The 14,952-nt window shown below is 58.5% G+C and carries 11 protein-coding genes and 1 tRNA gene; 8 read left to right on the top strand and 4 right to left on the bottom strand.

Annotation, left to right across the window (positions count from 1 at the left end):
- The first annotated feature begins 2 nt into the window (after positions 1-2).
- Positions 3-410, top strand: coding sequence for an ATP synthase F1 subunit epsilon (gene atpC, locus RBB63_RS12915; RefSeq protein ID WP_309384868.1), 408 nt, complete (start codon positions 3-5; stop codon positions 408-410).
- Between the two features lie 70 nt (positions 411-480).
- On the opposite strand, the gene RBB63_RS12910 is transcribed toward atpC, so the two are convergent.
- Entirely contained in the window at positions 481-1,179 is a 699-nt protein-coding gene (locus RBB63_RS12910) for a hypothetical protein (RefSeq protein WP_309384866.1), read from the bottom strand.
- Between the two features lie 221 nt (positions 1,180-1,400).
- On the opposite strand from RBB63_RS12910, the gene RBB63_RS12905 reads away from it, so the two are divergent.
- Both RBB63_RS12905 and RBB63_RS12900 read left to right on the top strand, forming a co-directional pair.
- Positions 1,401-2,261, top strand: a complete 861-nt coding sequence (locus RBB63_RS12905; RefSeq protein ID WP_309384864.1) for a PstS family phosphate ABC transporter substrate-binding protein — start codon at positions 1,401-1,403, stop codon at positions 2,259-2,261.
- Positions 2,262-2,289: 28 nt separating this feature from the next.
- A tRNA-Gly gene (locus RBB63_RS12900) sits at positions 2,290-2,365 on the top strand.
- A gap of 407 nt (positions 2,366-2,772) precedes the next feature.
- Here RBB63_RS12900 and gcvPB read toward each other — a convergent pair.
- Positions 2,773-5,718, bottom strand: coding sequence for an aminomethyl-transferring glycine dehydrogenase subunit GcvPB (gene gcvPB / locus RBB63_RS12895; protein ID WP_309384862.1), 2,946 nt, complete (start codon positions 5,716-5,718; stop codon positions 2,773-2,775).
- A gap of 188 nt (positions 5,719-5,906) precedes the next feature.
- Between gcvPB and RBB63_RS12890 the strand changes: the two genes are divergently transcribed.
- Genes RBB63_RS12890 through RBB63_RS12880 form a run of 3 tightly spaced genes read left to right on the top strand, consistent with a single transcriptional unit; the run spans position 5,907 to position 9,121 of the window.
- Positions 5,907-6,584, top strand: coding sequence for a GntR family transcriptional regulator (locus RBB63_RS12890; RefSeq protein ID WP_309384860.1), 678 nt, complete (start codon positions 5,907-5,909; stop codon positions 6,582-6,584).
- Positions 6,585-6,625: 41 nt separating this feature from the next.
- Entirely contained in the window at positions 6,626-7,918 is a 1,293-nt protein-coding gene (locus RBB63_RS12885) for a mechanosensitive ion channel domain-containing protein (RefSeq protein ID WP_309384858.1), read from the top strand.
- A gap of 3 nt (positions 7,919-7,921) precedes the next feature.
- Positions 7,922-9,121, top strand: coding sequence for a helix-turn-helix domain-containing protein (locus RBB63_RS12880; RefSeq protein ID WP_309384856.1), 1,200 nt, complete (start codon positions 7,922-7,924; stop codon positions 9,119-9,121).
- Here the strand turns inward: RBB63_RS12880 and RBB63_RS12875 are convergent, their stop codons facing one another.
- Complete coding sequence (locus tag RBB63_RS12875; RefSeq protein WP_309384854.1) at positions 9,122-10,207, bottom strand: transporter substrate-binding domain-containing protein; 1,086 nt, start codon at positions 10,205-10,207, stop codon at positions 9,122-9,124.
- A 102-nt stretch (positions 10,208-10,309) separates the two neighbouring features.
- Between RBB63_RS12875 and RBB63_RS12870 the strand changes: the two genes are divergently transcribed.
- Positions 10,310-10,999: a VIT1/CCC1 transporter family protein gene (locus tag RBB63_RS12870; protein WP_309384852.1), complete on the top strand. Its 690-nt coding sequence runs from the start codon at positions 10,310-10,312 to the stop codon at positions 10,997-10,999.
- Here RBB63_RS12870 and RBB63_RS12865 read toward each other — a convergent pair.
- Positions 10,989-12,740 (bottom strand): ABC transporter ATP-binding protein, encoded by a 1,752-nt coding sequence (locus RBB63_RS12865; protein ID WP_309384850.1) that lies wholly within the window; start codon positions 12,738-12,740, stop codon positions 10,989-10,991. The genes RBB63_RS12870 and RBB63_RS12865 overlap by 11 nt on opposite strands.
- A 185-nt stretch (positions 12,741-12,925) precedes the next feature.
- Here RBB63_RS12865 and abc-f point away from each other — a divergent pair, with 185 nt between their 5' ends.
- The gene (gene abc-f / locus RBB63_RS12860) at positions 12,926-14,905 is read left to right on the top strand and encodes a ribosomal protection-like ABC-F family protein (RefSeq protein WP_309384848.1); all 1,980 of its coding nucleotides are present in this window, start codon (positions 12,926-12,928) and stop codon (positions 14,903-14,905) included.
- Positions 14,906-14,952 lie beyond the last annotated feature (47 nt).

The following is a 14,952-nucleotide window of genomic DNA, read 5'->3' as shown; positions in this document are numbered from 1 at the left end:
TCATGGCTCTCAAACTTGAAATCGTCACCCCTGAAAAAATCGTCTACAGCCAGACGGTTGAGGAAGTGGTGCTACCCACCAAGCAGGGAGAAATTGATATTCTGCCTGGCCACCAGCCGCTGCTGACGATTGTTGAAGGCGGCGAAGTGACGGCCAAAGGCAGCAAGACTGAGCACTTGGCCATCGACCAAGGATTCGCCCGCGTGCAAAATGACACGATCTCCATTCTGACCGAAGCTGCGATCGATATCGAAAAGATCGACGTTGGCTTAGTTGAGGAGGCGCAAAAGCGCGCTGAAGCAGCCCTGCAGAAGGCAATTGACGAGAATGTCGACCCAGCGCAAATCGAAGAGCTGGAACGTGTGGTGCGTTTCGCGGTCATCCAAAAGTTGGCCAAGAAAAAGCACTAAATCAGCGCCGAACCAATTTTCGAAAAGCGATCCCAGTCGGGGTCGCTTTTTTTTGGGGGCGGGGGGGCGCCTATGGTTGATACAGCTTGCTGCTGGAGTCTCGTTGTCGGCGCTCCATGTCGAGCAGGCGTCCGGCTTCGCCCAGCATCGGCTCAAGTCCGTCAAGCAGCTCATTCACTACGCCCTCTTGTTGCTTAGTCATGACAGTGCTGCCGTTAAGCGCTTCCACGAGCTTGCGGGCGCCGCCGAGTGGATCGGTGCTGCTGAATTCCTCGATGGCTTGGTGGATGGGCTTAGGGCGCTTGGAGCCAAAGGTGTCGGCGAGAATGGAGGCTGTGCTGATTGAGACGATATCGCGGAGGTCCACCTGATTTAATCCGACGGTATTCGTCTGTAGAGCCAGTTGCTCAATGAAGTCCAGTGACTGGGTGACATCGCCATTGGTCAGCACTGTTTTCAGCGTTTCGATGCCGTCTGCAGTCAGATCGCTGCGATCCGTTTGTCGCTCCATTGACGTCATGGCGCTTTGTAGTTTGTGAGCGGCTTTGGCGCCGAGTTGGAGGGTGATCGTGCGCTCAAAACGGGACATGCTGCTGTAGACTTCATCATCGTATGCTGGCGCAATGACGAGCGTGGTCTTGGCGGCGTCTTTATTGATGTCAGCTTGGGCGTTTTCGGCGGAGGGAGATTTGCCTTCTCCACAGGCGCACAGCAGTAGGCTGACTACGGCGGCTATGGCTGCATTTGAGAGCGGAGCAGTGTGTCGCATGGAGATTGGACGTGTTAAATTTGGGTGTCACAAGGTGGTGCAAAAGTCACTGAAGCTCAAGCGAGTCGGCTATTTTAGCCAAACTGAAGCTTTTGGTTGCTCCATGGAGGGCTTCAACCGCTTGCTTGGGGAACATTTCCACTCGGATATGGTCCAGCTGTTTGAATTAGACGTTGAATGGCAGGCCTCATCTCCTTTGACTGCTGGTCAAACTACAGATTATGCGACACTTTATCCCATTGCTTTCGCTCTTAGCTCCCCTGTATTCCTTCGGACAATGGACGGTCGTGGGTTCGGACCTCTTGGCCCCTGCGGTCAAGCCAGTGGTGGAGGGCTACGCGGAACACAATGATGTGAACATCCAGATGGAGTTCATTGGCAGTGTTCCGGGAAAGGAAGACCTGAAGGCGGGGAAGGCGGATTTGGCAATATTGGCGGCGCCTAACGACTCCCATCTGCCAAGTGGCAATTTCAAGGTGCTGCCCGTTGCTTATGAGGTGGCCTACATCGTCGTCGAAAAACTCAACCCGCTTACCGAAATTTCCGTGGAGCAGTTGGGGGGCATCTTTGGCAACTCATCGGTCCAGAAGTTTGACCGCTGGGGCGAACTGAATTTGCAGGGACCGATGGCGCAGCGCTCCATTCTTCCTCTTGCCCTTTACAATGACGGGACGGTTGTGCTGGAGCTTTTCAAATACGAGGTGCTCGATAGCGGTTCGTTGAAGCCCAATGTTAATCGCGTTAACAGTAATTTACAGTTGATGGAGATGATCGCCAGCGACAGTGGGGCGATTGGAATCTCCAATCAAGTATTGCTGAAGGAGAAAGTGCGCCCTCTGGCGGTATCCGGAGATGATGAGTTTGCCTTCGGCCCGACTCCGGAAAATGTGCACTACGGAGAGTATCCGTTGCGACTTTCGTATTACATTGTGTTCCCCCGGGAAAAACAAACGGAACTTAAGCCATTAATCCGTGCTCTTTTGGGCGAAGATATGGCGGAACGCCTTGAACATGAGGGGTTTGTGCCGCTTCCAGAAAATGTTCGAAAAAGAATGTTGGTAGAGCTTGACAAAGGCGCCTAATGCTCCACTATCTTGCACTTTCTCAAATGCGAGCGTAGCTCAGTTGGTAGAGCACCACCTTGCCAAGGTGGATGTCGAGAGTTCGAACCTCTTCGCTCGCTCCAATTTCTAAAGCCTCCGGTGGACAATTCCCCGGAGGCTTATTTTTGGCCTGGGAGAAGGTGTTGTCCATTCAGGGTGGATTAGAGCACTTTTCATCTAGATTGGCCTAGTCAGGTGGGGTAGAGATTGGATGCAGCGCAAGGCGGCTTTGATTGAGCGGGCTGGAAGCCCGTGATTGAAATGCCAACGCCGCGAACTTCCAATCTGTCCCCAAGCCCAAAACCGAGTGCTTTTCCGCGCCAGCGTTGTTGGCTTTTCGCTCACAGGCGGAAGCCTGCGACGCTCAAGCCGCCTTGCTGGACACGAAAAATCACTGCGGCCTGATCGGCCAATCTAGATGAAAAGTGCTCTAGAAAAAAGTCCCACCGTGTAGGTGAGACTTTTAGGAAAGCTATGGTTTATGAGTGATCTACACTGTAGCGCAGCAGCCGGTGACGCGCTCGAAAATCTCGTCCACTGGCATCTCGGCGATGGCGCGCGGGGAGAGGCGGTTTTCGTGGATTTCGGGCAGGCCGGTCAGCGGCGCGGAGAGCGTGAGCTGGCGGTTGGCCGACACTTCGTCCACGCGGTCCACGGGTGTAAAGCGCGGGGCGGCGTTGAGCGCGTCCGGGAATTGCTCGATGACGTCCTTGATGCGGATCACGGCGTCGGCAAAGCGGTCGAGCTCGTCCTTGGTGTAGCTTTCGGTCGGCTCGATCATCAGGCCAAACTGCTCCGGCCAGGCAACGGTCGGCGCGTGGAACCCGAAGTCGAGGAAGAGCTTGCCCACGCGGGTGATCGCCAACGCGCGCGGCACGCCGGCGGCTTCGATGGCCTTGAAATCGTCTTCGCTGAGCGTGAGGATAAACTCGTGCATGCGGGGCGCGTCCGGGGCGCCGGCGGGCAGCGTCGGGTAGCGCTCGCCGAGGCGGCTGAGCAGGTAACGCGCGGCCAGCACGGACATGGCAGACATGCGGCGCACGCCGTCTTTGCCGAGGCGGAGCAGGTAAGTGTAGGCGCGGATCTTGTGCGCGAAGTTGCCCCAGTGGCGGTGGAATGAACCAATGCTGTGCTTGGGCTTCACGGGGACGAATTCTTCGCCCTGCTTTTCGATCTGGTAGCCGGGCAGGAAGTCGATCAGGCGCTCGGACACAGCAACCATCGCGTCGCCGGGGCCACCACCGCCGTGCGGGATGGTCCAGGTCTTGTGGAGGTTGTTGTGGACTGCGTCAACGCCGAGCGCATTGAGGTCGAGCCAGCCGGCGATGGCGTTCATGTTCGCGCCATCCATGTAAACGAGGCCGCCCGCAGCGTGGACCTTGTCGGCGATGAGCTTGAAGTCGGTTTCGAAGAGGCCGCAAGTGTTTGGGTTGGTGATCATCACTCCGCAGAGGCGGTCGCCAAACTCGGCCAGTTTCTTTTCAAAGACTTCCATGTCGATGCGGCCGTCTTCGCCGTCTTCGAGCAGGACGATGCCGCGCACCTTGCCGTCGATCTTGCCCGTGGCGAGGCCCGCCATCGAGGCGGTGGCGAAATTCGTGCCGTGGGCGCTGCGGGGGATGAAGATCACGTCGCGGTGCGCCTCGCCGTTGTGGCGGTGGTAGGCTTGGAAAAGCTTGAGGCCCACGAGCTCACCTTGCGCGCCAGCCAGCGGCTGCGTGGTGACGGCGGGCAGGCCGGTGATGGCCTTGAACCACTCCTGCACATCGTAGAGCACCTCGAGGCAGCCCTGCACGTCGGCAAACGGCGCTTGCGGGTGCGTGTCGGTGAAGCCGGGCAGGCCCGCGGCCCATTCGTTGAGCGCGGGGTTGTATTTCATGGTGCAGGAGCCGAGCGGGTAGCAGGCGTCGTCCGGGGAGACGTTCAGCTCGCCGAGCTTGTTGTAGTAAGCCTGCAATTCTTCCTGTGAGAACGCCGGGATGCCGGGCGCTTCAACGCGCAAATACTCAGCCGGAACTGCGCGCAGGGCGTCGCCCGCGGTTCCGCCGACGATGGCGGCGAGCTTGGCAACGTCGTCCTCGGTCTGGCGGTCGGTGAAGGCGATCTTGACCAACTGGCGGTCGCCTTCGATGCGCTCGCTGACGTCCACCCCGGCCCAGAGGCCTTGTTCGCGACCGGCTTCCAGGAACTTGCTCGCGTCTTCCACGACTATGGTTACTTCGTTGAAGCAAGCGGCGGTCGGGTAGGCGAGCTGCACGCCGCAGGAGGCGACAAACTTTTCGGCCAACGCGCGGCCCTTGGCGATCATCGAGCCGAGACCGGCGTCACCGCGCGCAATCATCGCCGCGCCGGCGATGGTCGAAATAAACGCCTGGTTTGAGCAAATGTTGGACGTGGCCTTGTCCTTGCGGATGTGTTGCTCGCGGGTGGACATGACCATCACGCAGCACTCGCGGCCAGCGTTGTCCACGGCCTTGCCGACGAAGCGGCCCGGCGTCGCGCGGACGTTGTTCTTCGCCTTTTCATTGTGGCGCACGCCAAAGAGGCCGAGGCCCGGCCCGCCGAAGTTCGGCCCGATGGCTAGGTGCTGCGCTTCGCCAACGAGGATGTCCGCGCCGGTTTCGCCATATTGGCTCGGCGGCTTGAGTCCGCCTTGGGCCAGTAAAATGGGATCGACGACCGCAATGGCGAGCGTACCAGCGGCGTGCACGGCGTCGGTCAGCGCATCAACTTCTTCCAGGAGGCCGAGGTTGTTGACCTGCGGGAAGGCGACGGCGGCCAGGGATTTGCCCAGCGACTCCGCCTTGGCCTGAACGGCGGCTGGGTTGAGGCGGCCCGTGGCGGCGTCCGGCTGGATGTATTCCACCTTGATGTCGGTCTCGGCAATCAGGGTTTCGAGGACTTCGAGGTCGCCGGGGTAAAGGTTGCCCGCGACGAGGGCGGTGTCGGCCTTTTTGCCGAGGCGGATCGAGCAGCAAATGGCTTCGAAGAGCGCGGTGGCGCGGTCGTAAAGGGAGGAGTTGATCGCCTCAAAGCCGGTCAGCTGCGTCATGGCGCATTGGTAGATCCAGTGCGTAATGAGCGTGCCCTGCGAGCGCTCGGGCTGGTAGGGGGTGTAGGCCGTGGCGAGGTTGCGAATCGTGCAAACGTAGGGCGCAATCGGGTCGACCGAGTAGTCTGGCAAGCCGTCGCCAATGAAATTCGTGCGGACGTTGTTCTTGTCGGCAAAGGCCTGCATTTTGTCCATCGTCTCGGTGTAGCCGAGCTCTTCGGGCAGCTTGAGCTCACCGGCATGGAAGGCGGCCTCGGGAATGTGGTTGTAGAGGTCGCGGAGCGTGCTGAGGCCGAGCTTGTCCAGCATGGCGCTGGTGTCGGCGTCCCCGGCGGGGATGTAGTGGCGGGCGGATTCGCGCGGATTTTCGCTCAAAAAAGACATGATTTAGCTTGTTCGGAAGATTGTCGGATCGTCAGACAATCTTACAATATTGACTATTCCCTCTTTTCAAGAGGAAATGCGTTCGTAAGGTTCAAAAGTTCGTATGTGCGTAGAGTTTGGTCGGCATTTTCCGAAGCTACGTTCAAGCCAACTTTCGAACTTACTGACTTTCGAACATACGAACTTTTATGTCCTTCAAGCCCGCAGCATTGTCCGATCAGCTCTACGCCGAGCTCAAGCGCCGCATTCTCCATTGTGAGTTGCCGCCGGGCGCGCGTTTAATCGAGAAAACGCTTTGCGAGGAGCTGGAGGTGTCGCGGACTTCATTGCGCGAAGCGCTCAATCGCTTGTCGGGTGAGCGTTTGGTGATGTTGAAAACGAATTGCGGGTTCAGCGTGGCGCCATTGACCGAGGAGTCCTTCCGCAACATTTGCGAGTTGCGTCGCGTGTTGGAGAGCCAGGCTGCGGCTCTGGCCGCCGAGCGCGCTTCGGCCCAGGATGTCGATGATATGCGTCGCGCGGCAACTGTGCCTGCTGAGTTGGACGATCCCGACGGCCACCGTATTTATTGTGAGGCCAATCGCGCCTTTCACGCATCGGTCGCGGCGAGCATTGACAATCTCCTGCTCGAGGAGGCGATTCTTTCCGCGCTCGATAAAGACCAGCAGCCGATTTATTACGGAATCGATCTGGGGGTTTGCACGAGTCCGGCGGAAGTGTCGGCCGAGCACTTGGCGATCGTCGAGGCGATTGCCGACCGCAACGTGGCGCAGGCGCGCCAGCTTATGTGGAATCACATCGGGTTGAAGGAAGACCGCATTTTGGAAGCGCTGCGCAGTGGACGTCGCGAAGTGCTAACTGTGTAAGCGGCTTGACGGCGCGGGCGATCCTGATTCAGTGGTGATCGATGACGTATCGTCGCATCATACTACTTGGCTGGCTAATATTTTGTGTGACTTTCAGTGGCCCAATCTTTGCGGCTGGTAAAGACACGAGCGGCGGCAGTGAGTCCAACAATTCACTGGTGTTAAAGGCGGTTCGTGATAAAGCCAGCAGCGGTGATGAGCAAGAGCCCGCTGCGGATTCGGTCAAGGCAACGAGCGATGTTGATGCGACGCCAAGTAGCGATTCAGCCACCCCCACCTCAGACGCAGCATCCCCTGCCGCAGGTGACTCAAGTGCTCCGGCCAGTGACGTAGCCAAGCAGGGGGATACCCCATCGGCAACTTCCAGCGCCACGGATTCCGCTGCGAATGCTGCTAGCAGCAGCGCGAGCAAATCGACTGCCGCCAAGCCAGCGACTACTGCCGATAAACCAGATGCGATAGATAATGTCGCCAGTGACGCCGCAAAGGTTGTCACGGGTCAGGAAAGCGTCGCGCACGAGGCGAACAAATACGAGACGCTGACCAAGCAGGCATTTGAAAAGTATGGACCGGGCTCGATCGAGGCGCTCGTTATTTTCATCTGCGGTTATCTGGTGGCGAAGTTGCTGCGTTCCTTGTTCGTGCGTTTCGGCTCCGCGCAAAAATGGGATGAAGCCATAACGGAATATTTGGGGCTCGTTATTTTTATCAGCGTGCTCGTGATGTTCACGATCTCGGCGCTGAAGGCGTTGGGCTTTCCGGTGAACTCCATGCTGGCCTCTTTTGGCATCACGGGCGTCATCATTGGCTTGGGCGTGCGCGCGCAGCTTAACAACTATTTTGCCGGTGTGGCGATGCTGGCGGCGCGGCCATTTCACAAGGGCGACTTGATCGAGTTTGGGCCGCCGTTTCAGATCGGCGTGGTGCAGAATGTTTACATGTCGAGCACCGTGCTCGATACTTTGGACAACGTGCGCATCGTAGTGCCCAACGGCGTGTTGTGGCGCAACATGATCAAGAACTACTCCAGCAACCAGGAGCGCACGATCCGCTTCGACCTGACGATCAATCCTGCATTGGAGCTGGCTTACGTGCGTGATCTGGCCTCGCAGGTGTTGCTCTCGAACGAACACATTTTAAAGAATCCTGCGCCGGAGCTCGACGTGGCGGAGGTCACGCCGGATGGGGTGCGCGCCGTGCTCAAGGCGAAATGCCGCGCGAATGCGGTGCAGGTTTTTACGCAGCTCGTGGAAGACTTGCGCAGCGCATTTGAAGAGGCGGGCATGCAGGTGAAGCTGCCGGCCAAGGGCGTTAAACTGAAGGTGGAGGAGTAGACGATGTCGCAAGCCAATTTAGATGATCCGCAAGCCTTCACCACCGCTGAAGCAGCCCAGCGATTGGGGATCAGCATTGCGGCGCTCTACCGGTTTATCACCGATGGCAAAATAACGCCCCAGGTGAAGCGTGACGAGGTGCTCATCAGCGCCGAGCAGATAGATGGCCTCTTCGATGAACTTGCACGTAACCATACGACCTACGTCGGCGCGTTAGAAGCTTTGCGGGACAAAGTATGCGTCGGCCTCCATTCGGTGAGTCACACAGATGACGCCGTCGTCGAAGTCAGTTCGTTGGTGAACGACTTCTTCCGGCGTATGGCCAAGGACCAATGGGATAGCCTTACTTTACGCATTGATCTGGAGCTTGGGAACGCAGAGCTGAATTACCGAACCGACGGAAGCACAAATCTCCTGGCGACCCTGGAGCTAAAATTGGCGCGAGAGATAGCCGCCAGTCTATGCGCCACAGCCCAACTCGACGCGAGCATGCCAGCTGCGCGCTCCGCCTTTACCTACGCAGCAGATGACGAGCAGACGCGTTTCCATGCGGCGCATGCCGTGGCGGTTGATAGCGAGCATGTGCACGTTATCCGCTTCGAGCAGGATCATCCCGACTTTGAGCGCATCTGGAAATTAACGGATGCGCAGCGCCCTTTGTTGGAGTCTGCTTTGGAGCAGCCAGGCGGGCTTTATTTGCTGTCGAGTCCACGGGATTTGCCAGGCGCTTTTCACCTGCTCTCGATCGCGCGTCGCCTATGTCCGGAGCAGCGAACCGGCGTATTGCTCTCGCGCCGGGAAACACTGCGTCGCGAAGGATTTCTCACCGAAATAGTTTACGGCGAGGATGAGGCGCAGCCATCTTTGGGCGATGCGTTAAAGACAGTCTTTGCGCTGGACGCCGCAGTGGCGGTCTTTGCCGAAATTACCAATATCGAACAGGCCCGGGGGGCGCTGGAGTTGTCGGCGGCGGGTGTGCCAACGGTAGCGTTTCTCTCGGGGTCCAGTCTGGCGGAGTCTTTTGGCGAATGGCGTGCGTGGGGCATCGGCGCTGCAGCGATGGCGCGTGAGGTGCGTATCGGCGTGGAGCGTCGCGGCTCATCACGCTCGGTTACGTACCGCTTACTTTGCGATGCAAAGCAACTGCGCACAGCCCTCGCTGCGGAGAATCCGGTCGATGCGTTGGAGAGCCTGATGCAGTAGTTACTGCGCTGCGCGGTATTTTTGCAAAAGGGCGTCCCAGGCCGGGGTCTGGATGTATTCCAACATGGCGATGTCGATGGCGCGCTGATGCTCGCTATCGAGTGGCATGGCCAAGGCGAGATAGCTGGGCTCGAAGGTGTCGCGGAGCACATCGATATCACCAGCGAAGTCTTTGCCTGCCCAGTAGCCGATGATTGCGTGGTCGTTGACAAAGGCGTCGAGTGAGTGGTCGGACACCGCCTGGAGGCCTTCCTGCACTGAGTTGTAATAAGTGGGGTGAATGCCGACCGACTCCAAATAGCTGTCCGCCACGGAGCCCTGAATCGTGCCCACGTGCACCCGATGCAAGTCTTGAGGGCCTTTGACGCGGGGAGTCAGCGAGCCAACGGTTAAGGCGGTGGCGATGGCGCCAGTCATTCCGGAAATAATGATGATCGAAGTGAACATCCAAATGAGACCGATGATGCGACCGCCGGCGGTGGTCGGCGCTTTATCGCCGTAGCCAACCGTAGTCATGGTGACGGCGGACCACCAGAAAGCGGCGCCGAGGCCATGCAGTGGCTTGCCGCCAAAATGGTCTTTATTGTGATTCCGTTCAAACACCCAAACCAGTGCGCCAGCAATCAGCAGGACAATGGTCAGCGTTAGCACGGCTTGCAGGAAGGTCCACGTAAACACACGGCTAAATAACTGCGACCAGATACCCTGCTGCTTATACGAAGTGGCGATGCCTAGAGTGGAGCCGTAGTACGTGTGGGTAAAGTTCATGACCTTCGCGCGGTCAGCCGTGACAGAAATCGCGGCGGCGGCGATGTCGGCCTCTCCTTTTTCGATGGAGTGCAACATGCCTTCCAGGCTGTTTTCGGCATAGGTGTATTCGTAGCCCAATTTATCCGCCACGGCCTCCCACATTTCGATGGTGATGCCGGCCCACTTGCCTTGTTCGTCTTTGAAGGAGAACGGGGGCGCATCTTTGGTGGCGACGATGAGCTTCGTCGTTTCCGTATCAGTCGTCTCATTGGTGGTTTGCGCCGGGAGCCCCACCCATGCGAAGAGGCAGAACAAAAGTAAAGGTAGCTGCTTCATAAGGGGCACTGTTGAGTGGCATTTGCGTGGGTTCAATGATAATACCCCATGGCATGGTAAACTTTGCTTGCAGCTCCGGGCCTCCGTATTTCAGATCGGGTAATGCCGCCGCCGGAAATGCATCGCTCGGAACGTATTGGTTGGCTGAGGGCCGCGGTCCTCGGCGCAAATGATGGTATCGTGTCAACGGCGAGCATCGTTGTTGGCGTGGCTTCAGCGAACAGTCCTCGCGACGCAGTCCTCATCGCCGGACTCGCTGCAATGGTCGCCGGGGCAATGTCGATGGCTGCGGGTGAGTACGTTTCAGTTTATTCCCAAGCCGATACGGAGGAGGCCGATCTTGAGCTTGAGCGCCAGGAGCTGGCGATCCACCCGGCGGACGAAATGACCGAGCTGGCCGAGATCTATGAAGAGCGCGGTTTAGACAAAGATCTGGCCATGAAGGTTGCCCGCCAACTCATGGCCAAGGATGCTCTGGGAGCGCATGCGCGTGATGAGCTGGGCATTACAGAGATTGCCACGGCGCGCCCTTTGCAGGCGGCGTTTTCTTCAGCGGGCGCTTTTGCGGTCGGCGCGCTGGCGCCGCTGGCCACGGCCTTCTTCGCTGAGGGCAGTGTTTTGGTCTGGCTCGTGTCAATCGTGTCGCTGATCAGCTTGGCGGTCCTGGGCGGTATTGCGGCCAAGGCCGGTGGCGCGCCCGTCATCCGTGCGTCAGTGCGCGTTACGTTTTGGGGCGCCTTGGCGATGATGGTGACCGGTTTGGTCGGCCACTTCTTTGGCGTCAGTGGTTAGCGCTTTGCAAGGAAAGCAGGTCGGCAAAGGCGCCGCCGGGCTTTTCCGCCAGTTCGCTGTAGGCGCCCATTTCGATGACGCGTCCGTGCTTGAGCACGACGATGCGGTCGGCTTTGCGCACGGTGCTCAGGCGGTGGGCGATGGTAATCGTCGTTCGGTTGCGGGCGACGCGCTCCAGCGCCTCCTGCACAATGTGCTCGCTTTCGTTGTCCAGCGCGCTGGTGGCCTCGTCGAGGATGAGCAATACCGGGTCACGCAACACGGCGCGCGCAATGGCGATGCGTTGACGCTGTCCGCCGGAGAGGGCGACGCCGCGTTCGCCGACTTTGGTTTCCAGACCATGGGGCATGTCCTGAATGAAATCCCAGGCATTGGCGACCTTGGCTGCGTGGATCACTTCTTCGTGCGTGGCGTTGGGCTTGGCGAAGCGCAGATTGTCGGCGATGGAGCCGGAAATGAGCAGATTGTCCTGCATCACGATGGCGCAGTGGCGCCGGAACCAGCGGATCGCCAACTCGCCTTGAGGCACGCCGTCGATGCTGATCTCGCCCTCCGTCGGCGGATACAGGCCGAGGATCAGGTTGACCATGGTGCTCTTGCCGGAGCCGCTGGCGCCAACGAAGGCGACGTGCTGGCCTGGCTTGATGCACAGGTTCATCCCTTGAATGGCGTATTTTTCCGACCGGTCGTAGCGGAACGAAACGTTGCGGATGTCGATCTTCGCATTGAGCGGTTCGGGTTTGGCTTGGCCTTTCCACTGCTCGACGTAGCCGGAGTCCACCAGCTCTTTGATTGATCGGTAAGCTTCCTGCCCCTGCATGTACTGCAGGTTAAACTGCGCCAATATTTGCGCCGGGGCGAGGATGACGGGCAGCGAGCCGACCATCGCCACGAGGGCGCCGAGGGTCAGTTGGTCGTGGAGCACGAGGATCGAGCCGCAGGCGACGGCCAGGATCTCGATGCATGCGAACATCGAAAAGACGACCCAGCCAAACGTCTGATTGAGCTCCATTTGTATGCGGCGGTGCTCAGAATAGTTGCCGCTAATCGAGCCCATGTTTTCCTCGACTGGCTTTTCCTGACCAAACCCGCGGACCAGGCGTATGGCCGAAATAAATTCGTTGGCGTGGCCCGTGAGCTTTTCGCGGGCGCGTCGAACGTGCTCGTTGGACTGTTCGAGGCGACGCATGAATATCCAGCGGATGACAAATACCGGTGGCAATGCAATGGAGATGAACAGCAGCAGCCAAGGGTTCAGGAAGCCAAGCGCGCAGATGAGCAGGGCGGAGCGAAACAGCTCGGGAATGACCGTGGACACCATGGGCACCATCGCCATTTCCACGTTCTGTGTGTCAAAGGCGTACTTGGAGAGCAGGCGTCCAGTTTGCGTGCTGTCCAGGAACCCAAAGTGCATCCACTGCAGCTTGGCGAAGATGCGGCCGCGCATGGAATTGGTCAGCGCCTGGGAGTTGGCCGCCAACTGGCGCACCGCCTTGATCATCGAAAAGATGTGCAGGCAGAGCAGGCTGAGCGACACGCTGGCAAGCTGCAGGCACAGCTTGAGATCTTCACCGCCGAGACCTTTGTCAATGACTTGCTGAGTGATTAGTGGAAACGGAACCACCGAGACCACACTCATAATGCGCCAGAAGAGATAGTTATTAAAGATCCCTTTGCTCTTCCACATTAGCTCACGTAAATCGCGGGCTTCGAACGGGTTATTTAGATCGAATTTGCTCATGTAAGTTGGCGACTCCGACGGCGGAACGCACACGGCGGTTGTACCGTAATTCCTAAAATGCCTCCTTTCAAAGAATAATGGCAAGACCCTTTGTCCCTTTTTTCACGAAATTAGTTGCTCGCAAAATGAGTATTTAAGCTAGTCATCAGGCGGCACACTCTGTTGAACTGCGGGCTTTCATTTCCATGATCACCTTGCGAGACATTCAACTGCGATTCGGGACACGCGCTATTTTTGGCGGCGTTACGGGGACGATCACCGCGCGCGATCGCATTGGCTTGGTGGGCTCCAATGGCATGGGCAAGTCGACGCTCATCCGTGTGCTCATGAACGAGCAGGAGCTTGATGGCGGCGCCGTGGAAAAAGCCAGTTACGTCACCCTTGGTCACTTGCCGCAAGATGGGTTGGCCGTCAAGGGCCGTCCGTTGCGCGAAGAGGCGATGACCGCTTTTGAGGACGTGCTCGGCATTCAGCGAAAGGTCGATGACGCCAGCGCACGCTTGCAGGAGCTCGACCCAACGAGTTCCGAATACGCCGAGACGCTGGAAGTCATTGGCGCCTTGGAGCATCACTTGCAGGATGCCGAGGCGCACAAGCTGCCGTCCCGCGTGGAGCGTGTGCTGCTGGGTCTGGGCTTTGAAATGAGCGATCTTGAGCGCGACTGCGGCGAATTTTCCGGTGGTTGGCAAATGCGCATCGCGATGGCCAAGCTGCTCCTGCGTGAGCCCTCGTTGCTTCTCCTTGACGAACCGACGAACCACCTGGACCTCGATTCGCTGACTTGGCTTGAACAATATTTGCGCGGCTACGAAGGCGCGCTGATGATCGTTTCGCATGATCGTGCATTCCTCGATGGCCTGACTTCGCGCACATGGGCGCTCAGCAAGGGGCGATTGGAAAATTACAATGGCAACTACAGCTTCTTTGAAAAGGAAAGCGTGCTGCGCCGTGATGCGTTGAAACGTTCAGCCGAAAACCAGCAGCGCCAAATTGCCGAGACGGAACGCTTCATTGAGCGTTTCCGCGCCAAGAACACCAAGGCGGCGCAGGTTCAAAGTCGCATCAAGGCGTTGGACAAGATTGAGCGCATCGAGATTGAGGAAGAGGAGTCCACCGTCGCCTTCAGCCTGCCGCCTGCGCCGCATTGCGGGCAAGTGGTGCTCGAGCTGAAGCAAGTCGAAAAGCGCTATGGCGACCTCGAGATTTACCGCAACCTCGACCTCAAAATCGAGCGCGGGGACCGCATTGCCATCGTTGGCCGTAACGGCGCGGGTAAGTCAACTTTGGCGCGCATCCTGGCTGGCGTGGAGCCGATTCAGGCTGGTGACCGCGAAGTCGGCTACCAAGTGCAGGTCGCGTATTTCGCGCAGCATCAGGCCGAGGAACTCGACCCGACTTCGGATGCATTGTCCATCGCTGAGGCCGCCGCGCCACAGGGGCAGGGCCGCCGCGCGCGGACTTTGCTTGGCGCGTTTCTCTTTAGCGGCGACGATGTTTTTAAGAAGGTTAAGGTGCTCAGCGGCGGCGAAAAGAACCGGCTGGCGCTCGCCAAAATGCTCCTTCAGCCCTTCAACTGCCTCATCCTTGACGAGCCGACGAACCACCTCGACATGCGTTCGAAGGAGGTGCTCCAGCAAGCATTGCGTGAGTTCAACGGCACGTTGATCATCGTTTCGCACGACCGCTCATTCCTCGATCCGCTGGCCGAGAAGACGCTCGAGATCAGCCGCGATGGCGCCCGGATGTTCGCGGGCAACATCAGCTACTACCTGGAGAAAATTGCCGCTGAACGCGAGGCAGCGCAATCCGCCGGGCAAAACAAATTTGCCGCAAGCGCCTCTTCCGCGACACCTGCCCAACCTTCAAACTCACGCACTGCCGAACCTTCGAACCTCTCTCCCAAGGAGCGCCGCCAACTCGTCGCCGAGCGCAACCGCCTGCTGGCGCCTCTGAAGAAAAAGTGCGAAAAGCTCGAAGCCGATATTGCGACCATGGAGGCCGAATACAATGAGCTGGAGGCGGCCATGATGGACCCCGCGTTCTTCAAGCAAGGCGCCGAGACCAAGGAAAAAATGGACCGCTACGATTCCCTCAAGCGCAACATCGAGCGCGCCTACGCCGACTGGGAATCCGCCCAGGAAAAGATCGCCGGACTGGAGAGCTAGGACGGTGTCTGGAAATTCAAGATCGTGATGGCGGGGGCAACAGCGTT

Source organism: Cerasicoccus frondis, assembly GCA_031296915.1.
Lineage (GTDB): Bacteria > Verrucomicrobiota > Verrucomicrobiia > Opitutales > Cerasicoccaceae > Cerasicoccus > Cerasicoccus frondis.
Note: the sequence above shows the minus strand (reverse complement) of the source record. Positions and strands in the feature narration are given on the sequence as shown.

What these genes read in the sequence shown, in the direction of transcription:
- atpC (WP_309384868.1), top strand. Translation starts at nt 3, where the DNA reads ATGGCTCTCAAACTTGAAATCGTCACCCCTGAAAAAATCGTCTACAGC.
- RBB63_RS12910 (WP_309384866.1), bottom strand. Translation starts at nt 1,179, where the DNA reads ATGCGACACACTGCTCCGCTCTCAAATGCAGCCATAGCCGCCGTAGTC.
- RBB63_RS12905 (WP_309384864.1), top strand. Translation starts at nt 1,401, where the DNA reads ATGCGACACTTTATCCCATTGCTTTCGCTCTTAGCTCCCCTGTATTCC.
- gcvPB (WP_309384862.1), bottom strand. Translation starts at nt 5,718, where the DNA reads ATGTCTTTTTTGAGCGAAAATCCGCGCGAATCCGCCCGCCACTACATC.
- RBB63_RS12890 (WP_309384860.1), top strand. Translation starts at nt 5,907, where the DNA reads ATGTCCTTCAAGCCCGCAGCATTGTCCGATCAGCTCTACGCCGAGCTC.
- RBB63_RS12885 (WP_309384858.1), top strand. Translation starts at nt 6,626, where the DNA reads ATGACGTATCGTCGCATCATACTACTTGGCTGGCTAATATTTTGTGTG.
- RBB63_RS12880 (WP_309384856.1), top strand. Translation starts at nt 7,922, where the DNA reads ATGTCGCAAGCCAATTTAGATGATCCGCAAGCCTTCACCACCGCTGAA.
- RBB63_RS12875 (WP_309384854.1), bottom strand. Translation starts at nt 10,207, where the DNA reads ATGAAGCAGCTACCTTTACTTTTGTTCTGCCTCTTCGCATGGGTGGGG.
- RBB63_RS12870 (WP_309384852.1), top strand. Translation starts at nt 10,310, where the DNA reads ATGCCGCCGCCGGAAATGCATCGCTCGGAACGTATTGGTTGGCTGAGG.
- RBB63_RS12865 (WP_309384850.1), bottom strand. Translation starts at nt 12,740, where the DNA reads ATGAGCAAATTCGATCTAAATAACCCGTTCGAAGCCCGCGATTTACGT.
- abc-f (WP_309384848.1), top strand. Translation starts at nt 12,926, where the DNA reads ATGATCACCTTGCGAGACATTCAACTGCGATTCGGGACACGCGCTATT.